Annotated in this window: 23 protein-coding genes and 1 pseudogene; 22 read left to right on the top strand and 2 right to left on the bottom strand. The window is 46.2% G+C overall.

Features of this window, described 5'->3' with window-relative positions; translation table 11 throughout:
- The first annotated feature begins 217 nt into the window (after positions 1–217).
- The 17 genes from atpG to murA all read left to right on the top strand — a co-directional run bounded on the left by atpG (position 218) and on the right by murA (position 19,351).
- The gene (gene atpG, locus AC0YN7_RS23925) at positions 218–1,078 is read left to right on the top strand and encodes an ATP synthase F1 subunit gamma (RefSeq protein ID WP_475812548.1); all 861 of its coding nucleotides are present in this window, start codon (positions 218–220) and stop codon (positions 1,076–1,078) included.
- Positions 1,079–1,161: 83 nt separating this feature from the next.
- Positions 1,162–2,568, top strand: a complete 1,407-nt coding sequence (gene atpD, locus AC0YN7_RS23920) for a F0F1 ATP synthase subunit beta (protein ID WP_475812547.1) — start codon at positions 1,162–1,164, stop codon at positions 2,566–2,568.
- Positions 2,569–2,592: 24 nt separating this feature from the next.
- Entirely contained in the window at positions 2,593–2,991 is a 399-nt protein-coding gene (locus tag AC0YN7_RS23915; RefSeq protein WP_475812546.1) for a F0F1 ATP synthase subunit epsilon, read from the top strand.
- A 191-nt stretch (positions 2,992–3,182) separates the two neighbouring features.
- Positions 3,183–3,590 (top strand): NADH-quinone oxidoreductase subunit A, encoded by a 408-nt coding sequence (locus AC0YN7_RS23910; protein WP_475812545.1) that lies wholly within the window; start codon positions 3,183–3,185, stop codon positions 3,588–3,590.
- Positions 3,575–4,093, top strand: a complete 519-nt coding sequence (locus AC0YN7_RS23905) for a NuoB/complex I 20 kDa subunit family protein (protein WP_475812544.1) — start codon at positions 3,575–3,577, stop codon at positions 4,091–4,093. The genes AC0YN7_RS23910 and AC0YN7_RS23905 overlap by 16 nt, the downstream gene beginning before the upstream one ends.
- Positions 4,090–4,803, top strand: coding sequence for an NADH-quinone oxidoreductase subunit C (locus tag AC0YN7_RS23900; protein WP_475812543.1), 714 nt, complete (start codon positions 4,090–4,092; stop codon positions 4,801–4,803). The genes AC0YN7_RS23905 and AC0YN7_RS23900 overlap by 4 nt, the downstream gene beginning before the upstream one ends.
- A 7-nt stretch (positions 4,804–4,810) precedes the next feature.
- On the top strand, positions 4,811–5,911 hold the full coding sequence (locus AC0YN7_RS23895; RefSeq protein ID WP_475812542.1) for an NADH-quinone oxidoreductase subunit D: 1,101 nt from the start codon (positions 4,811–4,813) through the stop codon (positions 5,909–5,911).
- Positions 5,911–6,927, top strand: coding sequence for an NADH-quinone oxidoreductase subunit NuoH (nuoH, locus tag AC0YN7_RS23890; RefSeq protein ID WP_475812541.1), 1,017 nt, complete (start codon positions 5,911–5,913; stop codon positions 6,925–6,927). Before AC0YN7_RS23895 ends, nuoH begins: the two co-directional genes overlap by 1 nt.
- 14 nt (positions 6,928–6,941) lie before the next feature.
- A complete protein-coding gene (gene nuoI / locus AC0YN7_RS23885) occupies positions 6,942–7,391 on the top strand; it encodes an NADH-quinone oxidoreductase subunit NuoI (RefSeq protein ID WP_475812540.1) in 450 nt (149 codons plus the stop codon).
- A complete protein-coding gene (locus tag AC0YN7_RS23880) occupies positions 7,392–7,907 on the top strand; it encodes an NADH-quinone oxidoreductase subunit J (protein WP_475812539.1) in 516 nt (171 codons plus the stop codon).
- A gap of 4 nt (positions 7,908–7,911) precedes the next feature.
- Positions 7,912–8,214 (top strand): NADH-quinone oxidoreductase subunit NuoK, encoded by a 303-nt coding sequence (nuoK, locus tag AC0YN7_RS23875; protein WP_475812538.1) that lies wholly within the window; start codon positions 7,912–7,914, stop codon positions 8,212–8,214.
- Positions 8,215–8,222: 8 nt separating this feature from the next.
- Entirely contained in the window at positions 8,223–10,094 is a 1,872-nt protein-coding gene (nuoL, locus tag AC0YN7_RS23870; protein WP_475812537.1) for an NADH-quinone oxidoreductase subunit L, read from the top strand.
- Positions 10,091–11,722 carry a complex I subunit 4 family protein gene (locus AC0YN7_RS23865; RefSeq protein ID WP_475812536.1) on the top strand — a complete coding sequence of 544 codons (1,632 nt, stop codon included), beginning with the start codon at positions 10,091–10,093 and terminating at the stop codon, positions 11,720–11,722. The genes nuoL and AC0YN7_RS23865 overlap by 4 nt, the downstream gene beginning before the upstream one ends.
- A gap of 3 nt (positions 11,723–11,725) precedes the next feature.
- Positions 11,726–13,279 (top strand): NADH-quinone oxidoreductase subunit N, encoded by a 1,554-nt coding sequence (locus tag AC0YN7_RS23860; protein ID WP_475812535.1) that lies wholly within the window; start codon positions 11,726–11,728, stop codon positions 13,277–13,279.
- Between the two features lie 590 nt (positions 13,280–13,869).
- Positions 13,870–17,304: a S8 family serine peptidase gene (locus AC0YN7_RS23855; protein WP_475812534.1), complete on the top strand. Its 3,435-nt coding sequence runs from the start codon at positions 13,870–13,872 to the stop codon at positions 17,302–17,304.
- 58 nt (positions 17,305–17,362) lie between these two features.
- Entirely contained in the window at positions 17,363–17,629 is a 267-nt protein-coding gene (locus tag AC0YN7_RS23850; RefSeq protein ID WP_475812533.1) for a DUF1146 domain-containing protein, read from the top strand.
- Between the two features lie 300 nt (positions 17,630–17,929).
- On the top strand, positions 17,930–19,351 hold the full coding sequence (gene murA, locus AC0YN7_RS23845; protein ID WP_475812532.1) for a UDP-N-acetylglucosamine 1-carboxyvinyltransferase: 1,422 nt from the start codon (positions 17,930–17,932) through the stop codon (positions 19,349–19,351).
- A gap of 832 nt (positions 19,352–20,183) precedes the next feature.
- Here murA and AC0YN7_RS23840 read toward each other — a convergent pair.
- The gene (locus AC0YN7_RS23840) at positions 20,184–20,867 is read right to left on the bottom strand and encodes a hypothetical protein (protein WP_475812578.1); all 684 of its coding nucleotides are present in this window, start codon (positions 20,865–20,867) and stop codon (positions 20,184–20,186) included.
- 36 nt (positions 20,868–20,903) lie between these two features.
- A pseudogene (locus tag AC0YN7_RS23835) lies at positions 20,904–21,071 on the bottom strand (transposase); the annotation flags it as partial.
- A gap of 555 nt (positions 21,072–21,626) precedes the next feature.
- Between AC0YN7_RS23835 and AC0YN7_RS23830 the strand changes: the two are divergent.
- The 5 genes from AC0YN7_RS23830 to mreB all read left to right on the top strand — a co-directional run bounded on the left by AC0YN7_RS23830 (position 21,627) and on the right by mreB (position 25,644).
- Entirely contained in the window at positions 21,627–21,752 is a 126-nt protein-coding gene (locus tag AC0YN7_RS23830) for a hypothetical protein (protein WP_475812531.1), read from the top strand.
- Between the two features lie 258 nt (positions 21,753–22,010).
- Entirely contained in the window at positions 22,011–23,237 is a 1,227-nt protein-coding gene (gene spoIID, locus AC0YN7_RS23825) for a stage II sporulation protein D (protein WP_475812530.1), read from the top strand.
- Between the two features lie 67 nt (positions 23,238–23,304).
- A complete protein-coding gene (locus AC0YN7_RS23820; RefSeq protein ID WP_475812529.1) occupies positions 23,305–24,051 on the top strand; it encodes a peptidoglycan DD-metalloendopeptidase family protein in 747 nt (248 codons plus the stop codon).
- 188 nt (positions 24,052–24,239) lie between these two features.
- Entirely contained in the window at positions 24,240–24,527 is a 288-nt protein-coding gene (spoIIID, locus tag AC0YN7_RS23815; protein WP_475812528.1) for a sporulation transcriptional regulator SpoIIID, read from the top strand.
- Positions 24,528–24,651: 124 nt separating this feature from the next.
- Entirely contained in the window at positions 24,652–25,644 is a 993-nt protein-coding gene (gene mreB / locus AC0YN7_RS23810) for a rod shape-determining protein MreB (RefSeq protein WP_475812527.1), read from the top strand.
- The last annotated feature ends 77 nt before the right edge of the window (positions 25,645–25,721 follow it).

Here is a 25,721-nt window from a genome sequence, read left to right as displayed (position 1 = left end):
ATGGCGGCGCATCGTATGTTTCGTGATATAGAAGTGTCATACTAAGGTAAAACTTTGAAATTATAAGATTTGAACAACGGTCCTACGCCCGTTCATCCTGATCGGGCGTGTACCGCTTACTCCTACCAACACCAGGCTTTGGGCGCGGTTGTGGGCAATGCCTTCGGGGCATGAGCCTTGCAACCCGCTTCAAAGCAACAAAGGCGGGTGAAACCAAATGGCAAAAGGCATGCGCGATATTAAACGCGAAATTAAAAGCAAACAAAATACGAAGCAGATCACTAAAGCGATGGAGATGGTCGCAGCTTCCCGCTTAAGAAGAGCGCAGGAAGCGGCACAATCAGCACGACCATACGCTGAGAAGATGAAGGAAGTTGTAGCAAGCATTGCAGCCGGCACGAAGGATGTGAAGCATCCGATGCTGGAATCGCGTCCGATTAAGAAAACGGGCTATCTCGTTATCACTTCGGATCGTGGTCTTGCAGGCGGCTATAATGCGAATATTCTTCGTAAAGTAACGCAAACCATTCGTGAAAAGCATAAATCAACCGATGATTACGTGCTATTCGTTATCGGACGGAAGGGCCGGGATTATTTCCGCCGCCGTAACATGCCAATCGTCGAAGAAGTGACTGGCTTGCCAGATAACCCGTCATTTGCTGATATTAAGACGGTTGCGTATTCCGCGGTTACGATGTTCGCTGAAGGCGCTTATGATGAGCTTTACTTGTACTTCAATGAATTCGTAAATGCGATTACTCAAGTTCCGACAGAGATTCGCTTGCTTCCACTTGAAGAAGTAGGCGGCAACGCGGCTGTTACGTCGTATGAATACGAGCCATCACCAGAAGGCGTTCTAGAGGTATTGCTGCCTAAATATGCGGAAACGTTAATTTACAGCGCAGTTCTAGACGGTAAAGCTAGTGAGTTCGGCGCTCGTATGACTGCTATGGGTAGCGCAACAAAAAATGCGACGAAGCTAATCAACCAACTGACACTCACTTACAACCGAGCTCGTCAAGCGGCGATTACACAGGAAATTTCCGAGATCGTTGCAGGAGCAAACGCACAATCGTAATTTACTATATACACTGCAATTGTGTTCAGCTTTCAATAAGCTGATCAGCAAGCAGTAACCAGAAGGAACCAGGAGGGAAAACCATGAAAAAAGGACACGTTGTATCCGTCATGGGTCCGGTCGTTGACTTAGAGTTCGAAAGCGGCAACCTGCCGGAAATTTTGAACGCAGTCAAAATCGAGCAAAAGGGCGAAGCAGGCGGCGTTGACATTAACTTAACGCTTGAAGTAGCCGTTCACCTCGGCGACAATAAAGTTCGTGCTGTAGCTATGAGCACAACAGACGGTCTCGTACGCGGTATGGAAGCTGTTGATACTGGCGCAGCCATTACGATTCCGGTTGGAGCTCCAACGCTCGGCCGCGTATTTAACGTACTTGGCCAACCAATCGACGAAGCAGGCGATGTAACATCGAAGGTTAACCTTCCGATTCACCGTCAAGCACCTGCATTTGACGAATTGTCTACACAATCCGAAATTCTTGAAACAGGTATCAAAGTAATCGATCTACTCGCACCATATGCAAAAGGCGGTAAAATTGGTCTTTTCGGCGGCGCGGGTGTAGGTAAAACGGTAACGATTCAAGAATTGATCAACAACATCGCGCAAGAGCACGGCGGTATTTCCGTTTTCGCTGGTGTAGGCGAGCGTACTCGTGAGGGTAATGACTTGTATCACGAGATGAAGGATTCCGGCGTACTTAGCAAAACTGCGATGGTATTCGGACAAATGAACGAGCCTCCAGGCGCGCGTCAACGTGTTGCTTTGACGGGTCTGACAATGGCTGAATATTTCCGTGATGAAGAGGGCAAAGACGTTCTACTATTCGTAGATAACATCTTCCGCTTCACACAAGCAGGTTCTGAGGTTTCGGCCCTTCTTGGCCGTATGCCATCCGCGGTAGGTTACCAGCCAACGCTGGCAACTGAAATGGGTCAATTGCAAGAGCGTATCACATCCACGAAAAAAGGTTCGGTTACATCGATCCAAGCGATCTATGTACCTGCCGATGATTACACGGATCCAGCTCCTGCAACGACATTTGCCCACTTGGATGCAACAACTAACTTGGAGCGTAAAATTTCCGAGATGGGTATTTTCCCAGCCGTTGATCCACTAGCTTCTTCTTCACGTATCCTTAGCCCTGATGTTGTAGGCGAAGAGCATTACAATGTTGCTCAAGGCGTTAAGAAGATTCTTCAAAAATATAAAGAGCTTCAAGATATCATCGCAATTCTTGGTATCGATGAGCTTAGCGAAGAAGATAAATTGACCGTGTCTCGCGCACGTAGAATTCAACTCTTCCTATCTCAACCGTTCCACGTTGCTGAACCGTTCACAGGTACTAAAGGTAAATATGTTCCTGTTAAAGAATCCGTTCGCAGCTTCAAAGAAATTCTCGAAGGCAAGCATGACGACCTTCCGGAAGAAGCTTTCCGTTACGTTGGTGTGATTGAAGAAGCCGTCGAGAAAGCCAAAACGCTGAAATAGTAGCGAAGGGCGGGAGGAATTCACATGAGTACCTTTTTGGTAGAAATAGTGACCCCAGAGCGCAAAGTATACGCTGAAACTGCGAATATGGTTAGTGTAACAGGTGTTGAAGGTGAACTCGGCATATTGCCTAATCACATTCCGTTTGTAACTCCACTTCGTATTGCTCCAGTAATGATTAAACGCGATGGTAAAATAGATGTTATTGCCGTTAACGGAGGCTTCATCGAAGTACGCAAGGATAAGGTTGTAATTCTTGCCGAGAGCGCTGAAATTTCAACTGACATTAACATCGAACGTGCGGAAGCCGCTAAACAGCGCGCTACCCAGCGTCTAGCAGCTAAGCGGGATGAGGTTGATTACCGCCGCGCAGAGCTTGCTCTGCAACGCGCAATGAACCGTCTGAATGTAAGGCACAAATAATAGAGTATGCAAGCACCGTCAAAGCCGAATCGGATTTGACGGTGCTTTTTTATGTTTTGATCTATTTGATAAAAGAGAGGTTAGTATTAGCTTGATCGTCTTGCCTAACGGAAGAGTCGCCTCCTTAACTCCATCATAGACGTGTGTGGAAGCATTTGTTATAATTATGAGGAAAAAATGACCAAGCGGCAATGATCCGAACCAAACGAATTGACGGAGGCGATTGTGTGGAAAACTACGCCAATAACTATGTCGTCGTGGCTATTTTTATTATGCTCGGTATACTGCTGCCAGTTGTTGCATTGACTGTCGGCCGCCTCTTAAGACCTAACAAGCCGAGTGAGTCGAAGCAAACGACATATGAAAGCGGTAACGAACCGATTGGTGAAGGACAGGTCCGATTCAATATTCGTTATTACTTGTTTGCTCTAATGTTTGTCATCTTTGATGTCGAAACCGTATTCTTATATCCATGGGCCGTCGCATATAATAAGCTCGGCCTTTTTGTGTTAGTGGAAATGATTATTTTTGCGGGAATGCTGCTCATTGGACTTCTATATGCATGGAAGAAGAAGGTGCTGAAATGGAATTCAGTTTAGAATCGATTTCATTGGAAGAGCGTAAAGAGCTGGAACGTAATGTATTCATGGGTACTCTGGAGCAATTAAAGGCGTGGGCTAGAAGCAACTCGCTATGGCCGATGACCTTCGGACTCGCCTGCTGTGCAATTGAGATGATGGGAACGGGAGCATCGCATTACGATCTTGACCGGTTTGGCGTCATGTTTCGAACTTCGCCGCGGCAATCTGACGTTATGATTGTAGCGGGCACTGTGACTAAGAAAATGGGTCCGCTGCTGCGCCGTCTGTACGACCAAATGCCGGAGCCAAAATGGGTGATTGCGATGGGCTCCTGCGCGACGGCAGGCGGTCCATATGTTAAATCCTACGCCGTTATTAAGGGCGTTGATCAAATCGTGCCAGTAGATGTATACATACCTGGCTGTCCTCCGAATCCCGCCGCGCTTATATACGGAATTAATAAGCTGCAGGAGAAAATTCGTTATGAGGCGAAGACCGGGAAGCGGGTGACAGGCCGTTGAGTGAAGAGCATAAGGATCAAGGGAAAGCGCTTACGGGCTTTGAGAATGCTGAGATGAAGTCTGCCGAAGTGAAACCCGCGGAGTTGGGCGACGTGCCTCCGGTAGACGCGGAGCGCGAGGCGAAGCTGAAGGCAGCGGCAGAAGCGAGAGCTGCCCGTGCGGCAGCGAAGGAGAAAGCGGCGGCGGACGCAGCAGCAGCTGAAGTCGTGCAGGAAGAGCCGAAGCCGCCATCTCCGAAGCAAGCGGAGCTGGATGAGATCGTTGCTTTGTTGAAGAGGCATGTCGATGAGAATGCGGTTGAGGACGCTTATTTGAATGAGCTGAACAGCCATATGCCGATGCTTGTCATAAACAACGCGCATTGGCGCAGCGCAGCCGCATTGTTGAAGGAGCATGAAGAGCTGCGGTTCACTTATTTGCGTAATGTTTCCGGGATTGATTATGAGTCACATATGGAGGTTGTCTATCATATGGTGGCACTCGATTCGAAGCGAGAGGTCGCCGTTAAGATAAAGACAGAGCGGGATGCCGCGACGGTGTATTCCGCGACTCCGGTCTGGGAGACAGCGAATTGGAATGAGCGTGAAATCTACGACTTGCTGGGTATCGATTTTCCGGGACATCCTGACCTGCGCCGAATTATGATGCCGGACGACTGGGTAGGTCATCCGCTACGTAAAGACTATGAACCGTTAGACTCGGAGGTGTGAGCAGCCCTTGATTCGCACAGAAGAATTACTGTTAAACGTTGGTCCTCAGCATCCCAGCACACACGGTGTATTTCGTATTATCGTTAAGCTCGACGGAGAAGTCATTACCGAGGCAACACCTGTCATGGGTTATTTGCATCGGGGAACCGAGAAAATAGCGGAAAACTTAAATTTCACGCAAATTATTCCTTATACTGATCGGATGGACTATGTATCGGCAATGACGAACAATTATGTGCTTGTTCATGCCGTAGAAACGATGATGGGTCTTGAAGTGCCGCAACGCGCGGAGTTTTTACGATTAATCGTTATGGAGCTGCAGCGCATCGCGAGTCATTTGGTTTGGTGGGGAACTTACCTGCTTGATATCGGAGCGATGAGTCCTTTTTTATATGCCTTTCGAGATAGAGAAATAATAATCGATCTGTTTAATGAGCTGAGCGGGGCAAGGCTGACTTACAATTATATGCGTGTCGGCGGCGTGAAGTGGGATGCTCCTCCCGGCTGGATGGATAAAGTGCGAGACTTTATACCCTATATGGAGAAGAAGCTGCTCGAATACGATAAGCTAGTCAGCGGCAACGAAATTTTCCTAGCGCGAATTAAAAGCGTTGGACAATACGATGCGGAAACCGCAATTAACTACGGATTATCCGGAGCTAATCTAAGATGTACGGGTGTGGACTGGGATTTGCGCAAAGCGGAGCCTTACAGCTTATATAGCCAGTTTGAGTTCGATGTTCCACTAGGGAAAAATGGCGATTGCCACGATCGCTATCGGATCCGTTTGGAGGAGATTCGTCAGAGCCTGCGTATTTTAAAGCAAGCGCTTCAGCAGTTTCCGGAGGGCGGAGAAACGATGGGCAAGGTGCCGCGCGCTATTCGGCCGCCTGCCGGCGAGGTATACGTGCGTATTGAATCGCCACGCGGCGAGATCGGCTGTCACATCGTTTCCAAAGGTAAGGCAGAACCATACAGGCTTAAGTTTCGCAGGCCCTCCTTCGTTAATTTGCAAATATTGCCGAAGCTGCTCGTAGGTGAATCTATGACCAATCTCATTACGATTTTAGGCGGCATCGATATTGTTGTCGGGGAGGTCGATTGCTAATGGGAGCTTGGCTGAATGAGCCGCTTACATGGGGCAATGCGTTCATATTATTTCTGTGGGCCGTTGTTTTTTTGTTTATAGTGCTTGGCTTCGTGACCTACGCAATTTATTTTGAGAGAAAAGTAATTGGTTGGATGCAGCTTCGTATCGGACCTAATCGAGTTGGGCCGCTCGGTCTTTTGCAGACGGTAGCTGATATTTTTAAACTATTAATCAAGGAAGACACCATACCTCGTAAAGCTGATCGACTTCTGTTCGTACTTGCTCCAGCACTTGCATACATTCCGGCTTTTTCTGTATTGGCCGTGCTGCCATATACACAGAACCTCTACTTCGCGGACTTAAACGTCGGTTTGCTCTATTATGTGGCGTTGTCCGGAATTTCTACGCTGGCTATCGTACTAAGCGGCTGGGCTTCTAACAATAAGTATGCTTTAATTGGCGGAATGCGTTCAGCCGCGCAGATGATAAGCTATGAAGTGCCGCTCGTCATATCTGTCGTAGGCGTTATCTTGCTTAGCGGAAGCTTGAATTTGCGTGATATTGTGGCGGCGCAGGATGGCGGTTGGTTTTGGGATTGGAACTTCCTGCCCCAAATTATCGGCTTCATTATCTTTATTATTGCGGCTGTCTCGGAGCTCAACCGGACGCCATTCGACCTTCCTGAAGCAGAGTCGGAGCTTGTGGCGGGATACCATGTGGAATACAGCGGCTTTCGATTCGCGTTTTTCATGCTGTCTGAATATGTGTACGTGTACGCAATTGCTGCGCTGACAACCGTATTGTTCCTGGGCGGCTGGCACGCGCCGGCGCCTTTTCTTGATTTTGTGCCGGGCATCATCTGGTTTCTGCTCAAGTTCGCGTTTATCGTGTTCTTCTTATTTTGGATTCGGGCTACATTGCCGCGAATCCGCGTTGACCAACTGATGGGACTCGGCTGGAAGGTGCTGCTGCCGCTTTCATTGCTTAACGTATTTCTGACGGCGGGCTATATTGAGCTGTTTATCAAAAGATAGAGGGGGAGAAGGAAATGAAAGGATTGCTGCAAGGGCTGGGTGTTACGCTCAAATCGATGACGGCTCCAAAGGTGACGACCTCCTATCCCGACGTACCGTTCGTCATGCCGGATCGTTTTCGCGGTATTCAACATTTTATACCGGACTTATGTATCGTTTGCAATCAATGCGCGCGTATTTGTCCGACAGATTGCATTACATTGACAGGCAAACCTAATCCGGATCCTGATAAAAAAGTAAAGGTTATCGATACCTTCGATATTAACTTTGAAATATGTATTTTATGCGATCTGTGTACGGAGGTTTGTCCAACGGAAGCGATCGTAATGACCAATCATTTTGAGCTGGCTTCATTCAGCCGTGATGATTTGTTTAAGGATGCCGAGTGGCTGACAGACAACAACACGCTCGTTCGCGAAGATAATAACAATATCGGAGCGCCGGGCAAAGGAGGCGCCAAATAATTGTTCAATATCGATTTTACGGGCGAGTTAGTTGCGTTCTTCGTATTCTCGGCGATTATAATAGGCGGCGCGGTACTTATGATAAGCCTAGAGAAGGTTGTCCACATGGTAATTTCGATGGCAGCTGTTTTTCTTGGGCTCGCGGGGATGTTCATACTGCTTGAAGCGGAATTCGTTGCTTTCGTACAGGTGCTAATCTACGCAGGGGCTGTTTCCATTCTAATGATCTTCGGTATTATGATGACACAGCACCAGCAGGGTGAGCAAGAAAAAGCTAAGCCGCTGCACGAGACGCTTGCTGCAGTTGGTGCGGTATGTTTGTTCGGCGTTCTATTTTATGCCATCCGCACGACCAGCTTTCCCGAGCCTTTGCCCTTTCAGCCGGGCGAGGATAATACGATGGCGATCGGTGAACTGCTGTACACCGAATATGTTATTCCGTTCGAGCTGCTGTCTATACTGCTGACGGTCGCTTTTATCGGTGCGATCGTGCTTGCGAAGAAGGAGGCGGATTAAAGAGATGCTTCCATCTTATTTAACAATGGCTGCAATTTTATTTTGTATCGGACTTTATGGCGCGCTAGTAAAGCGCAACGCGATTATCGTCCTGCTGTCGATTGAGCTCATGCTGGGCGCGGTCAATTTGAATTTGATCGCTTTCTCAAAATACGGCGTTGTCTCCTCGTTGACCGGACAAATTTTTTCCTTGTTTACGATAACCGTTGCAGCAGCTGAGGCGGCAGTCGGAGTGGCCATTTTGATTGCGCTGTTCCGTTTGCGCGGAACGGTTAAAGTTGACGAATTTGATGAAATGAGGAGGTAACGCAGCAAATGGAAATTTACTCTCAAGCGGCTTGGCTTATCCCGCTGTTCCCGCTGGCAGCGTTCCTCGTATTGCTTGCGCTTGGTCGCAGCTATCGCAGAGCCGGGGTAATAATAGGCTCCCTTGGCTCATTAGCCGCTCTTGTGTATTCTTTGCTCATATTCATTGACCGACTTGGCGTTAATTCCGTCGACTATAATTACGCCTTTGACTGGATTAAAATAGGTGATTACACACTGCGTATTGGGTTTGAGATTACTCCGCTTACATCGCTAATGCTGGTGATCGTAACTTGTGTCAGCTTTCTTGTTAATGTTTATTCCGCCGGATACATGAAGAAGGACGAACGAATTACAGTCTTCTATGGATACGTGGCTCTATTCACATTTTCTATGCTGGGACTCGTGCTTTCTGATAATTTATTATCTCTCTATATTTTTTGGGAGTTAGTCGGTGTGTGCTCGTTTCTGTTAATCGGGTTTTGGTATACGCTGCCGAAGGCACGAGCTGCCGCCAAAAAAGCGTTTATCGTTACGCGAATCGGCGATGCCGGATTATTGATCGGTATTATGCTGCTGTTCTGGTATATGCCCGATCACGCGCTTGATTTTACAACGATTCAAAGTGTGTTTGATGGGCAGTCTGGAGCGATCACGACCGGTATTACAACTTTGATCGCCTTGCTTATTTTCCTTGGTGCTATCGGCAAGTCCGGACAATTTCCACTACATGTCTGGCTGCCTGATGCGATGGAGGGTCCTACACCGATCAGTGCGCTTATTCACGCGGCTACGATGGTAGCGGCAGGAGTGTTTCTCATTGCTCGGACGTATGATATTTTTCAAGACTCGGCTGCCGCTATGGAAACAGTCGCATATGTGGGCGGGTTTACAGCCATATTTGGAGCCACTATTGCATTAGCTCAAAATGATTTAAAACGTATTTTGGCGTATTCAACGATCAGCCAGCTAGGTTATATGATGATGGCGCTTGGGCTTGGTTCGTTGACGGGCGGTATTTTTCACCTGTTCACCCATGCGTTTTTTAAAGCGCTGCTCTTTCTAGGCGCAGGCAGCATCATTCATGCGGTACATACACAAAACATCAATGAAATGGGCGGATTAGGTTCGAAGATGCGCGTAACCGCCTGGACCTTTGCTATAGGCGCATTGGCGTTATCCGGTATTCCTCCGTTTTCGGGCTTCTGGTCGAAGGATGTTATTCTTACGGCTGCGCTGGAGATGAATCCGTTATTGTTCGTTGTTGGGATCGCAGCAGCATTCTGTACGGCGCTGTATATGTCGCGACTATTTATTCTTGTGTTTATGGGCAAGCCTCAGGCCGCAACGAGAACGGCGAAGGAGTCTTCCGCTGTAATGACTATTCCGCTTATCGTGCTTGCGGTATTAGCTGCTGTTGCCGGATTTATAGAGACGCCCTGGAACGGCTGGTTCGGATCATGGCTGACCGGAGAGCAACAAGCCGCGCATAGCAGCGGAGTTGTCATTATCGCCTCGATAGCGGTCGGGTTGCTCGGTATATATGTTGGTTGGCTTGTATATGGGAAGGAAATCGTTACTAGTAACAGTGAGGCTGGAAGATCGCGTTGGCTGGTTAGCCTGCTGGAGCGCGGCTATTACGTGGACGAAATATACACTGTCGTAGTCATTAGACCATTAAAGTCTCTTGGGTCGGTACTCCTTGTAATGGAAGAGTATGTTATCGGAGGTATCGTTCGTTTTACCGGTACAGCAGCGAGCTCGGCGGGGAAGCTAACCGCCCGACTACAGAATGGCCAGGTTCAAACGTATAGTGTTGCTGCAGTTATTGGTTTAGTAGTTATCGTGCTAGCGATTGCCTTGAGGAGGTTCTTGTCATGAGCATCCTGAGTGACATTCCGATTTTATCTTTTATTTTATTATCGCCATTGCTTGGGCTGATCGTTGTGCTGCTTCTTCCAAAGCATCGGAGCAACTGGATGAAAACAACGGTTATTATAACAACACTTATCCCGCTCGCTTTATCATTATGGCTGTTTGTAGACTATGACAAACATCAAAATGGATCGGTTTACGATGAGACGTTGAGCTGGGCACAGATCCCGTTGAACAAAGATTTTATGAATGATGTATCTTCCTTTATATTTTCATTGCAATACTCCCTTGGTATAGATGGTCTGTCGCTTCCACTGTTGCTGTTGACGGTGCTGGTCACCGCGATGGCTGCACTGGCCGCCGTACATGTGAAGAAACGATGGAAATCTTTTTTTACATGGTTTCTATTGCTGGAGATTGGCATGCTTGGCGTGTTTCTCGCTCGTGACTTGTTTTTATTTTTTGTTTTCTTCGAAATCACGTTGATTGCGATGTATTTCCTAATTGGTATTTGGGGTTACTTTGACCGTGAGCGAGCTGCTAATCAGTTTTTAATCTACAACGGAATCGGATCAGCCATTATGCTCATCGCTTTTGTGATGCTTGTAAATACGGCAGGCTTCCGTATTGAGCAAGCTTCGGATCAAGTGCAGTTTATTTATAGCGGCAGCTATACGGATATTGCGAGGAATATGCTTGATCCGAATGCTTGGGTGAACTTGGTTCCAGAGCAGCTTGGCATGATCAACCCTTTTCATATGACGGATACGATGCAGTGGGTTTTATTCATTATGCTGCTCGTTGCCTTTGGCATTAAGCTGCCTATCTTTCCGTTCCATACGTGGATGCTCAAGGTTCATACGGAGGCGCCGCCCTCCATTGTCATGATTCATTCAGGCGTGCTGCTCAAAATGGGCGCTTACGGCTTGCTGCGGTTTGGTGTGCTGTTATTTCCAGAGCAGGCGAAGGACTTTGCGGTTATGCTCGCCACGCTTGGGGTCATTAATATTTTGTATGGAGCATTGCTTGCCTTCAGGCAGCAGGAGTTCAAGCTTGTGCTAGCTTATTCATCCATTAGTCATATGGGAATTGTGCTGGTCGGGTTAGCTGCTTTAAATGAGATTGGGTTGCAGGGCGCGGTTTTCCAGCTGGTATCACATGGTCTAATATCTGCTTTGTTATTTTTGGTGGTTAGCAGTATATATGAGCGGACTGGGACGACGGAGCTGTCTGAGTTAGGCGGTTTGGCGCGGTCCATGCCGTTTATGAGCGGGATTTTGCTTACCGCAGGCTTGGCTTCGCTTGGTTTGCCGGGCTTGTCAGGCTTTGTAGGCGAATTTCTATCACTGCTCGGTCTTTTTGAATCGATGAGATGGCTGACAGCGTTGGCTGTTCTTGGTGTTATTTTGACGGCGGTCTACGTGCTGAGAAGTGTGCTGAAAATAACATTTGGTCCGCAGCCTGAGAAGTTTACCGCGCTTAAGGACGCGCGGCTTATTGAAGCGGTGCCGATGATTGTGCTGCTTGCGTTTATCGTACTGCTGGGCTGTTATCCATCCATACTGACGGATACGGTGCAACATAGTATCGGCGCTCTGTTCGATCAATTACTTGCAACAAGGGCGGGGGGTTAGACCATGCATGAAGGAGTATCATTTTTGCCAATGACATGGACAGATATACTGTATCTGGCCCCTGAGTTTTCACTTGCTGTAGTGTTTTTGCTGCTCGTCGTGCTTGATCTACTGCTGCCAAATCGAATGAACAGAATGTTTATTGGTTGGTCAGCTTTAGCGGGTCTGATAATCGCGCTGGGGCTGGTCATTTGGCGGATGCTGGATATGAATGAAGCGGGCGCGGCGGCTGAAGTAATTCAGCTGCTTGGAAACAGTTATCGGATCGATGATTTTGGCAGCTTGCTGAAAATTGTATTTTTGACAGGGACGGCGCTTGTCGTAATGATGGGGTTAGGTTCAGCAAGGGATGACAAGGCCATCACGGATCGAGCAGAATATTTCTATCTACTTCTGCCGGCGGTCATTGGCGCGATGATCATGTGTTCCTCAGGTAATTTGATTACGTTGTATATCGGTCTGGAGCTGCTAAGCATCACTAGCTATGTGCTCGTCGGAATGCGGCGCAAGTCATCACAGTCAGCGGAGGCTGCATTTAAATATTTGGTGACTGGGGGTATCTCATCAGCGCTTGTGCTGTTCGGAATGTCCTATATATACGGTGTAACTGGAGGAGTCGATCTTGCCGAAATTGCCCTTGCTTTACCAGGGGCGTTGATAGATTTTAAAGCACTCGTATATGTTGGCTTCTTCTTTATGCTGGCGGGCTTCGGTATCAAAATCGCAGCAGCGCCATTTCACGCATGGGCACCAGACGTTTATCAAGGCGCTCCATCGCCGGTATCGGCATTTTTGGCGGTTATCTCTAAAGGAGCTGCGCTAGCTGTATTATTTAGATTGATGTACAGCACGGTGCTGCGTGCCGTTTCGATGGAGGATACAACTGTATCAGAGGATCTGTTTTTTATGCTGCTTGTGCTGGCAGCCGCCGCGATGCTGGTTGGTACAACAGCTGCATTGGTACAAAAAAATATGAAGCGGCTGCTCGCCTTATCAGGTGTGGCGAACGCGGGTTACTTGCTGGTGCCGATTGGCATTTCGATTACGGCTGTTCACAGCAACAATTTTTCGGAATTCGTTTATTATTTGATCGCATACTTATTTATGACAATTGGGGCGTTTGCCGTCCTTACAGTCGTTAGCCGAGCTACGGGTCATGATGAGTTGAAAGGATTCGCGGGTATGTATTACCGTGCACCTTGGACAGCAGCGGCTATGGTCGTTTTCATTCTATCGTTGGCGGGCTTGCCGGTATCGGGCGGATTTTTCGGAAAGCTGTTCATCCTGCTCGGCGCAGCCAGCGCGAAGGCTTATTGGCTTGTCGCAATCATCGTGCTTAGCAGTGTCATTTCCTATTATTTTTACTTCGGCATCGTACGCCAAATGTTCATGAGGAGCGACGGCGTCGAAGGTGATATTCGTGTTACTGGTCCAACCGGCGCAGTCATTTGGATTTGCGCTGCAGCTACCATCGCCTTAGGATTATATCCAGAACCTGTAATACAATGGATCAACACTGTAATTTCATTCCAAGTGGATTTGATGCTGTTGACCTAGCGTGAACGGGGCAGAGTGATAATAGATTAACTTCTGTGAAAATATGTTTTATACGTGTGAGAGAATAGTGAATAGAAGCTCATTCGCCATTATTTTAAGGTTCATGGCGTTTGCGTTTCAATTCACTATTTTTTGTTTAAGGAATCAAATAAGCTAGACATATTGTAGGACTTTCGAACCTTTGTCTATCATTAACAAGGGAAAGAAGGGAGACGAAGAGAACTAGTAATATCAGTTAAAGTACACTAGTAATGACAGCTTGAGAGTACTGTTAGAGAATACTGTAATAACAGTTAGAGGGTATTGAGAAAGTAGACCGAGAACTATGAAAGAGCGTTTCTACCAGTATCTGTATTAATATTTATACATGTATTTATAACTACAAAAGCTAGTTATTCATGCACAGATTTTGGTATGTAATCATAGATAGAAGAGATAGATTTAGTGGGAAAGATAATTTTGAAGAGAAGAGAAGAGAAGAGAAGAGAAGAGAAGAGAAGAGAAGAGAAGAGAAGAGAAGAGAAGAGAAGAGAAGAGAATAAAATAAAAAGGATTAGTTGAATGACCAATACGATAAAAAAAGGCAGAATATGATGATAAACCAAAAGCAATTTCTTTTTGAAAGAAATTTAGGGCGAAAGCAGGAAAGTGCTGCATCACGTACATTGGATGAACGCTGCTGCATGTCTGAGCAGCAGCTGCAAAATAAGCCCAAGCCGGCAACATCGGCTTGGATCAAAAGCTTACCGCGCTTGGCTATGCCAACAAGCGCGCCAGTAACAGCGCCTACGGCGCGCAAGCTCCTTCGTCGCGCGCTGCTGGCGCTAATGATCGCGAGCGTCGCCCTCGGGGGCATAGCCCCCGCAGGGCTCGCTCGCACAGCGGCGCCGGTGGCGCTGGCGGCCTCCGCTGAAGCGGCCGCAGGCGCCTTAGGCGCCGCTGAAGAGCAGCCGCAAAGCTGGCTGCTCAAATGGCGTGATCCCGCGGATGCGCATGAGCTGCGCGAGACTGTAGTGCTCCGCCGCCAGAATGAGGCGGCGGTAGAGCTTGTGCGTCCCGCGGAAGAAGACGCGGACGTACAAGCTTGGCTGCACCGGCTGCGAAGCTTGCCGGGCGTTGAATATGTGCACCCGAATTACGGGGTGCACATATTAGCAATGCACCCCAATATGCCACCAACCATGCCACCAACCATGCCACCAACCATGCCACCAACCATGCCACCAACCATGTCACCAATGCCACCAACCATGCCACCGACCCTGTCATCGCCCGTGTCATCAACGGAGCCAGCAACCACTCCCAAAGGTGTAACGCTTGTAGAGCGAGGTGACACAGGGAGCAGTACTGCATCGCAGACTCCCTCGATGTTAGACTCGGCCGACATTGAGCAGTCAACTCCTCTGGAGCCAGCCGACGTACCAGATGCTCCGGATGTGCCCCTTAATAAGCCTGCTGCTCCTCTTACGCAGCGTACTTCCCATGAGGGACTGGATACAACTATTACAAAGTCTGGGCAGCACGATCAGCTTGCAATGACGTCCACAGCTAATGACCCACATCTGTCTAAGCAGTCTTACTTGAAACAAATCGGTGCGCTAAAAGCATGGGAAACCGTCCGTGAGCAAACGGCTTTAACCATTGCGATCATCGACACAGGCATTGATCTTGATCATCCTGATCTCAAAGCCAATCTAGTACCCGGTGCGAATTTGGTTGATCCGAATGAACCTCCAGACGATGACAATGGCCATGGTACTAGCGTTGCGGGCGTTATTGCGGCAGCAGGCAATAATGGAATAGGCATCTCCGGCATCCTTTGGAAAGCCAAAATCATGCCAGTCAAAGCACTCGATAGTCAAGGAGACGGGACAGAGCAGGAACTTGGCGAAGCGATTTTGTATGCGGTTCGCGGAGGCGCAAGCATCATTGTGCTGTCTGTCGGTTTGTATCGCTACTCCCCCTATATGCTCGATATTGTCCAGTATGCAGAAAGCAAAGGAGTGCTGCTTGTTGCAGCAGCGGGTAATGAGGGAATGCTGCAAGGGACGAAAGCAGCAGTGAAGTATCCAGCCGCATACCCAACCGTACTTGCAGTTGGCGGGGTAAAGTCTAATAATACGGTGGACCCTCGTTCCAATCCGGGTACAGAGCTCGACCTTGTCGCGCCTTGGAATGTATACACAACGGCTATCGGCGGATCGTATCATAAAGAAGAAGGAACATCTATGGCGGCACCCCAAGTTGCTGCGGCAGCAGCTTTAGTCTGGGCTCGCAATAAAAATATGAATCCGAATCAAATCCGTGAGCTTTTGCGTCAAACTGCGAAGGATATTGGTGCGTCCGGCATCGATAGCACTTCGGGATACGGTGTTATACAGCTCGATCAGGCCGTTCGAGCAGTATTAATGGCGGATGGATTTGAACCTAATAATAAAAGCGCCGAAGCCAAACGGTTTCAACTGAACACGCATATATCTGCTGTTCTGCAGGGGACATCCGATCAAGATTGGTATAAAATAGATACACCTTATGATGGTACACTCACGATTAACTATGAAGGGATAGCGGAAGATGGTAAAGCAGTACCTCCAACGAGGATGTCCCAATATACGAACGGAAAGCTTATAAGTAAAATAGATACGAAGCTTAGCAGCAGGTCCATTGATTTTAATGTCACCAAAGGACAGCACCTTATTCAACTGGATATGATCAACAAGAGTGTTGAAGCAAACTTGCCCTATAAGCTCACATCAAAATTTACAATAAAGCAAGACGATTTCGAAAATAACGATAAAACATACGAAGCTTTTACGCTGCAGCCGCGTACCCAAACGATTGTTGGAAATTTTCATCAGACAGCTGATCACGATTGGTTTACTGTGACATTCACACAAAATGGGAAGCTGAATTTAGAGCTAAGCACAGATACTGCGAGAATTGATCCGGGTCTTGCCTTTCAAAAGGCGGGACAACAACTCCAGCTCTATGACGAAGAGGGCGAAGGAGAAACAGAGCAGTCGCCAGTCATATCTGTGACATCTGGTAAATATTATATTCGTGTTCACAATTCAATATCGTCTGAAGCCAGCCCAGCAATTGGAACGTATAAGTTAAAGGTGGAGTATACACCCAAATATGATGATCCGAACGAGCCGAACGATAAGTCGTTCTCGGCGTTTATGGCAGCAGCAGGTACTGAATATATGGGTGTCATAGCGGACGATTCAGACATAGATTGGTTTCAGTATCGTAATTCGAACGCGAGCATCGTAAGTATGTCAGTAAGCGCTGTGCCCAAAGACATCAATTTCAAACTTGAGATGTATGATAAACGAATGCAATTATACGCGAAAGCTAATTCGGGAACGACAGGCAAGCTTCAGACGAATGAGAAACTTTTGGAGCCTGGCTTGTATTATATTAAGCTGACAGCAGATGCGCCTTTTGACAAACAATATTATCGATTTAAAATACACTCAGAGGAGATTGTAGCTGGTTTTCGAGATATTAAAAATCATTGGGCTGAAAGCGAAATTGTTGACTTAACCAATCGCGGAATCGTAAATGGCACAGGAGGCGGCCGGTTTCAGCCTGCTAGGGCCATAACTCGAGCAGAAGCGGTAGCCATGGTTGTAAAAGCGTATAAGCCGATTCAACTAAATATATCCCAGAACAAACCATTCAAAGATGTGCCTGTAAAGCATTGGGCATATGATGCGGTCATGAAGGCCACACAGCAAGGGTGGATTAAAGGATTCCCAGATGGTACATTTAAACCTGATCAATCGATTACACGTGAAGAAATGGCGGTCATTATCGGCTATGCCGACGGCGTGCAGCCTCGTATGCCATTGAATGATCCATTTAGTGATGTATCCAAAACGGAATGGTCCGCACCAATGCTTTACGCGTTGAAATTAAACAAAAAAATTAAAGGCGTAGAAAACAACAGCTACAAACCAAAATCGAATGCAAGCCGCGCCGATTTTACGGTACTGCTGCATAGAGTCTTTGTTCAATAATTTGTTTGAATGATGTAGCTGTTAATAACGTTTATTCGTGTAAAATAGAGGTGGATTCATGGACATAGATAACGAGTTGTACAATAATGTTCAAACAACTACAGCTGTAACCGGTTTGTTTTCAATAGTAGTTGTGATACTTAGCATTATATTAGTCTGGACGTTGCTTCAAGAAGTGAAATGGGAAACTTTTTTTCGCTTTCCGCGAAGCCCAAAAGCTCGTATGCTTCAGGTCGTTATTGCGGTCATTTTAGGCAATATGATTGCGAAGTTCATACTGGAATATTGGGGATACACGGTCATGCTAAAAAGCTTTGTCGAATAACAAAAGCGAAACATGTCAACAATGGGTAATACGTGACGGTACTAAAATGAACTTTCCATACGAATAGGTATATATCTAGACATTGATTCGTCGTGGGAAAGCTCTTCGGACCTCACAAAGAGGGATTTATTGACGAAAAAAGGAAATAAATGAATAATATTAAGATGGCAGGATAAGGATGAAATTTAACGCTTGTCGATTCATGTAAATAAATGATAAGATGAAGTTTGGGCGTATAGTCTGAATCCAGTTTATTCATGATTAGGTAAAAGAAAATGCAGTGCGCGGAGGGACCATAAGATGACCAAAATTATCGTCCGCGGAGGCCAGCGTTTGAAGGGGACGGTCCGTGTTAGCGGAGCGAAAAATGCAGTACTACCCATTTTAGCGGCCTCATTGTTAGCGACTGAAGGAGACAGCGTCATCTGTGACGTACCCCTCCTCGATGACGTTATGACGATTCAAAAAGTGTTAGCCTCTTTAGGCGCACAATTAACTTATAACAATGAGACGATGCGAATTTCCGCATCAAATATTACATCATTCGAAGCTCCGTATGAGCTAATTCGTAAGATGAGAGCATCCTTTCTAGTGATGGGACCGCTTTTGGCACGCATAGGTAAGGTTAGAATTTCTTTGCCTGGGGGATGTGCTATTGGTACTCGTCCGATTGACCAGCATTTGAAGGGCTTTGAAGCCATGGGTGCAGAAATTACACTTGGTCAAGGGTTCATTGAAGCCAGCGCGAAAGAAGGACTCAAAGGGGCTAAAATTTACCTCGATGTAGCAAGTGTTGGCGCAACGGAAAATATTATGATGGCAGCTGCTCTGGCTGATGGTACGACTACGATTGAAAATGCAGCCAAAGAACCGGAAATTGTCGATTTGGCTAATTATATCAATGCTATGGGCGGTAAGGTTCGAGGGGCAGGTACTGGCGTGATCCGTATTGAAGGTGTTGAACGGATGTTCGGCGCGGCTCATAATGTCATCCCTGACCGAGTCGAAGCGGGCACCTACATGATTGCAGCTGCAATTACAGGCGGAGATGTGTTCGTCGAGGGCGCAATTGCTGATCACCTGACACCAGTCATTTCAAAGCTGCAGGAGATGGGCGTAGAAATTATGGCGAGTGATAACGGTATCCGTGTTCGTTCCAATGGTGCTTTGAAATCAGTTGATGTCAAAACATTGCCGCATCCGGGCTTCCCAACAGATATGCAATCACAAATGATGGCCCTCTTGCTCGTGTCTGAGGGAACAAGTGTCATTACAGAAACGGTTTTTGAGAATCGATTCATGCATGTTGAAGAGTTCCAAAAAATGAATGCACATATTAAAGTAGATGGCCGTACAGCAATCGTAAGCGGTGGATATCCGTTAACAGGTGCTAAAGTATGTGCGACCGACCTGCGTGCAGGCGCAGCACTCATTTGTGCGGCACTGCGGGCTGAGGGCGAAACCGAATTAACGGGCCTTCATCACGTGGATCGTGGATACATTGATATTACAGGAAAGCTTGCCACGCTTGGCGCGAACATTTACCGTGTTGGAACAGAGTCTGTAGAAGCAGCTTCTGCTGTCTATACAACGCCAGCAAGTAAATCGGCAGTAGTGGTATCTATTCCTGCATCAGCTGGAAATGATGGGGAAGCTCCTGCAGCAGCATCATACAAACGTGAAAAAGAAGTAGTGCTTAAGGTTCAGCCCACCTGGGCTTAACCGATACGAACAGCCGCTTCAGTTTCAAGAGCAATGTATGAATTTATGAACTAAATTTAGTGAGGAAAATCTCACTCGCCATGAGGCATGACTCACGGGGAATGAGATTGATCTCACTATTTTTGTGCAAAAATAATCTCATTCACCCCCCCTATTAAACAGCGACCCTCGAGGCCTAGCTCCTTTATCCCTATATGTAAGACTGTCATTCAAAAATGTTTAGCACACTGCTTCCCTCGTCTTTGCTCCACTATCCCATCGGCTCAGGAATTGGAAATGACGGGATGAACTCAATTTTTTTGATTGTCATCTAACCGAAGTATTCTAAGATCATCTGTGGCAACGCTTTTCTACGCTTTTCAATGTTTTTCAATGTTTTTCAATGTTTTTCAATGCTTTTCAATGCATTTCTATGATTTTCTATGCTTGTCTGTGTTTATCTATGCTTTTCGATGTTTATCAAAGTTTATCAATGTTGATCTATTATGATCTATGATGATCTATGATTATCTATGATGCGGCCATTGTATTGTAGTGTGTTGTGTTAGCGTTACTCAGTTTTTTTGTTACTCTTGCAACAATGACCCCCGTCGCTGATCGTGCTATCATCATGGCCTTATGTTCGCTGTAGTATTTGATTCATCATGGCCTTATGTTCGCTGGAGTATATGCAACCTGCAATCTTCGATTGACTGTTTATCCAACCTGCACCACCAGATGGTTTAATTAAATGGAATCATTGACTAAAATTTGCGCAGTCGGATCTTTAGACCTAGTTTTTTTCTAAGAAGTGCGGATAGTAAACAAATCTATCTTTTGTTGAAACTGAATACTATCCCGCTAGTGGTAATGTGGATGGAGTGTCCGCTGATCCTTTTAATCTTGTAGTAAGAAGTGCTTGCTGAAGCAAATATTCAAAGGAGCTGTTATTTCGGTCACTTTGATAATTTAGTCGGAAACAGAACTCGTCCAAATAGTATTGTGAATATGCAGGCCCAATTCCGTGGAATGTATTATTCATCCACTTAAATGCTGCATTTGCGATTTTAGGCAATAAGGCTTCGCTATTATAAGCGTTGATATGCCTTCTGTTTATTTCTAGATGAGTAAGCTTAATAGGGTTAACATGCAAGGTTAAAAATTCCCTCTCTGCTGGTTTGGAGAGGTGTAAGCGGGGCTCTTGTTCGCTTATAACGAGCTTTATTTTGAAATAGGAAGGACCTGTCGTTTCGACTGTGCGCGCTATAATGACGGCACGCTCTCGTAACAGGAGATCATGGGTTATCAGTGGTTGTTTCATATATATTTCAAGTTTTGCTTCCACGTTTCCGGCCAGAAGAATACTGCGATCGCTATCAGATATAACTCGACGGATTTGGTTAAGCATAGTCCATGCTGTCTTATAAGAAACACAGATTAGTTCAGCTAATTTAACAGCATTGATGCTGGTCTCGCATGAGGACACGATAAACAGGGTGAGGAGCCACTTTTTCAAGGGAGTTCGGCTTTTGTGCATAATTGTTCCTGCTGTTAATGAAGTTTGATGCTTGCAATTGCGACATTCATATAGCGGAAGTCTTCGAGTGGTAATGGTATAAGGCACAGTGTGAGAGCACTCTGAACAGCGGAATCCAGAAGGCCATTTAAGTTTGTACATGATCGAGATGCATTCAATGTTATTAGAGTAAAGCTGGTTAAATCGTGAAATGCTGCTCAACATACCATTATCCCCCTAAACGAATATAAATAGAACATGTGTTCTTATTTATATTTTAACAAGTAACAGAACGTAAATCAACCTTTATTTGGTAGGATTTTGTACTTTTTTTAAATGACAACATTTTTGAGGAAATGATGACTTTGTATTCGGAAGGGAGTATGTAAAGGTTGGTTTATAGTGTTGTTTAATGGAGAAAATCATTGTTCTCGTGTTCGATATATTAAACCTGAGTAGAAGGGATAGTGGAGCAAAGTAGAAAGAATCATAGATGGGACTTATAATTAGAACCCCCCGATAGAACCCACAGATAGAGCCTACAGAAAGAACCTGCAGAAAGAACCTGCAGATGGAACTTACAGATAGAGCTTACAGATAGAACCCACAGATAGAGCCTACACATAGAACCTTTGATGGGACCTAGCAAGGACAGATTAAAAGGCAAATAAAAGGGATCGGCAAGGCTATAGTATAGGCAATGAGAGCATCGTGATTATATTAGAAGTATTTAGGACTAGGTCAGTGTATCAGGCGATAATTTGTGCAAGTAAGATGCTTATGGCAAGAAAGCAAAGCTACGCAGGTACGGGAACCGTAATGGCTAATTCTAGATCAACAGTTAGTACGGGCACGAACGGCACAATTGAAAAGCTTGGTTTTAAGGTTGGTGATACGGTAAAGTAGGGTCAAATGCGGGCTGCATTCGTATTTTCGGTTTCGGTCGGTGTTGTATTTGGTATTTTCCCAGCCAATAATGCGGCAAGGTTAAAACCGGTAGATGCTCTACGACATGACTAATAACGATATTGATATAGACTGCTAAGTTCTAGCCTACTATTATCCTTCATAGAATAAACCATTAAGGCCGGATTAAGAGAGAGGCGAGACTGACTCTTCTGATAGGTGCTTACAGCCGTCCGGCCAGGATGGGAAGGGGTAAGCATGAGGCTAAGGATAGATAGATTGGAAGGACGGCTTCGACAATATTTGCATGGGTCAAGTCGTTGGTGGTCATTATTCGGCATAGGTATATTGTTAGGCGCGACAATTGTTTTTACCAGATTGACATTGGTGGAGATAGCTTCTAACAAGGATGAAGCGCATCAAGCTGCTGCAGACTTCACTCTGGATGTAGATGGGGTGATCACCCGAAAAGAAGGCAACACTTCTCTGCAGAGTGACAAGAATTTAGAACGTACAGATACTGATAGAGAGCGAGCTTCAGCCCAGACTCAAAAGCCGAATAAACAGACGGGGACATCAACAAAAAATGGATCTACAGATGCAAGCCGAGCACTCGATGAACAGCTTATTCGCGTCTATATGACGAAGGAAAAGCGTATCGAGACGGTTCCTCTTGAGGTTTATGTGCAAGGTGTTCTAGCAGGTGAAATGCCGATAGAGTTTGAGCTTGAAGCTTTAAAGGCTCAAGCTATAGCAGCGCGTACATATATTGTTCGTAGAATCGCGTTGAAGGATGAGAGCGGTATTGCCGCAGGGCAAGGAGATGTCAAGGATACAATCGAGCATCAAGTATATATACCCATTGTTAAGCTGGAGAGAAAATGGTCAGGCGAAGCGAAGAAGGTGAACTTGGCAAAGCTGAAGCGGGCCGTAGAAGAAACAAAGGATCTCATTATTACTTATGAGGGTGAGCCGATACAAGCTACTTTTTTCTCTACGAGCAATGGTTTTACGGAAAACTCAGAAGATTACTGGGAGCTCAAGCTACCTTATTTACGAAGTGTGATAAGTCCATGGGATGCGACAATATCACCTCGATACAAAGAAACGGTTGAGCTGACGAAACAAGATTTTTATCGTAAGATGGGCCTTTCAGGAAATCGTGCAGCAGCGAAGCCTGCTATTAAAGTAGTTGATAAAACAGAGGGTAACCGTATAAAGAATGTTAAAATTAACGGGAGAACCTTTAGTGGACGTGAAGTGCGCGAACGACTTAACCTCGCATCCTCTCAATTCACATGGAAAATAAAGAAGAATGAGATCATTATTACTACTTATGGCTTCGGACATGGCGTAGGTATGAGTCAGTGGGGCGCGAACGGAATGGCGCAGGAGGGGAAAAAGGCGGAAGACATAGTACGTTACTATTATTCCGGAACAAAGGTAGAGCAAGCTTCGAAGCTTCCAGATGGAAAAGACTCTTAAAAAATACTATGCACCTCACGTATAAACCTAGCAGATCTGGTAACAATGGCTAGTGAGGTGATAGAAGATGAATGAACAAAACCAAAACAAACCGAAACAAAAGTCAGAGGAAGCTCCCAAAAATATTCTGGGAGAAACGTCTGCCGCCAAATCTAGCAGTGGATGGAAGAGCCTAATTTCAAAGAGATGGGTTTCTCCAGCGATCTTCATGGCAGCGGCAGCAATTATTGTAACCTTAATGTGGATCTATCAGGGGGCGGATCAATCGAGTCCAACAACAGCCAAGACCGATCCAACTGAAGTTTCACAAAAGGAAAATGGGAAGACGCCAGGCAAAAATAACGGCTCCAAGGAAACTGCAGCAGGAACAGAGCTTATGAAATGGCCGGTACTTGATGAAACTGCTCTGAAGGTAGAATTACCATTCTATGATGCAAAATCAAGTGAAGCTGATCGCGAAGCGGCCTTGGTACAAGTAGGGGATACTTTCTCTGCTCATATGGGACTAGACTTTGTTGATCCAAGTGGTAAGACATTTGATGTGTTGGCCGCATTGTCGGGAACTGTTACTCATGTAGAGAAACATGCAACGAATGGCAACATAATTGAAATTACGCATGATGACGGCCTAGTGACCGTGTACCAAAGCGTAACAGATGTTAAAGTTGCTAAAGGTGATGAGGTTCTGCAAGGTACCATTATCGCACAAGCCGGTCGAAATGATCTGGAACGTGATCTAGGTATCCACCTTCATTATGAAACACGTGAAAACGGCAAAGCGGTAAATCCAAGCTCATTAATTATTGCCGAGTAAGATCGAACGCAGCTTTTCCATAGAGAAAAATAGTTCTTTAGACTCTCAGGCAGGGGACATTCCCCTGCCTGTTTTATGTTTTTATGAAAAATTATTAACAATAAGGCCTGTCAAGCTTGGCCATAAAGAATATATACCCACTCCACTCATATAATGTACCAAACTATCTCGAGTAGGGAGGCGGGAACGTGCACGATTACATCAAAGAGCGAACCATTAAAATAGGCCGCTGCATCGTTGAAACGAAGCATACGGTGCGAACGATCGCCAAAGAGTTCGGTGTTTCTAAAAGCACGGTGCATAAGGACTTAACCGAGCGTCTGCCTGAAATCAATCCCGATCTAGCTGATCAAGTTAAGCACATTCTAGAGTACCACAAATCGATTCGGCACTTGAGAGGGGGGGAAGCAACCAAGATAAAATATAAGAAAACGAGTACAAAGAAGCGGGAAGTACAGGCTGCTGGGAAAATATGAAGTTTTTTCACGGATTATAGAGGAATTTTGTCTTTTTTGGCGAATAATGAACGGTATCGGTTTCTATGTCAAGGGAACCAGTGGTTCGTTGTGCAAACATTATTCGTTGGGGGACTTAAGCCTTATGCTAAGCAAGGATATTGGGATAGATCTTGGTACAGCCAATGTATCCATTCACGTGAAAGGAAGAGGCGTTGTTCTCGATGAGCCTTCTGTTGTAGCTATTGAAAGCGATACGAAGCGAGTGCTGGCCGTTGGTGAGGAAGCACATAGGATGGTCGGGCGTACGCCTGGCAACATAATAGCGATTCGTCCTCTGCGGGATGGCGTTATTGCTGATTTCGATATAACAGAAATTATGCTTAAGGCATTCATTGATCGCGTTGACGGACGGAAATGGTTTAGCCGTCCTCGTATTTTGATATGTGCTCCAACAAACATTACATCAGTTGAGCAAAAGGCTATTCGTGAAGCAGCAGAGCGCAGTGGTGCAAGGGAAGTTTTTCTTGAGGATGAGCCGAAAGCTGCCGCTATAGGGGCTGGAATGGATATCTTCCAGCCCAGCGGCAATATGGTCGTTGATATTGGCGGCGGTACGACGGATGTGGCCGTTCTTTCGATGGGCGACGTTGTAACCGCCTCTTCTATTAAGGTTGCAGGAGACAAATTCGACGATGCCATTATGAAATTCATCAAAAATAAATACAAGCTTCTGATTGGCGAGAGAACGAGCGAGGATATTAAAATTAAGATAGGCTCCGTGTATGATATGGGGAATAAGGAAGAGATGGATATTCGCGGTCGCGATATGGTATCAGGGCTTCCGCTTACGATAACGGTGCGTTCCGGAGAGATACGTGAAGCGTTGTGGGATCCGATTATGGCAATCGTAGCTGCAGCTAAGTATGTGCTTGAGCAAACACCGCCAGAGTTGTCCGCGGACATTATTGACCGCGGCGTTATTTTGACAGGTGGAGGCGCTCTATTAGGCGGACTTGATGCTCTATTGGCTAAGGAGCTAAAAGTACCGGTTTTGATTGCTGAAAATCCAATGCACTGCGTCGTAAAAGGCACAGGCATCTTGCTTGATAACTTGGACAAGCTCGGGAAGAAGTAAAGACGGCAGCGGCCAGAAGCGTTAGTTTGCACGGGTAGGGAGCCTTAGGGGGGCGAGCCGAGGTGTAAATGAGTCGA

The organism is Paenibacillus sp. J31R122 (assembly GCF_056269185.1).
This window is presented reverse-complemented; position numbering and strand designations above follow the sequence as displayed.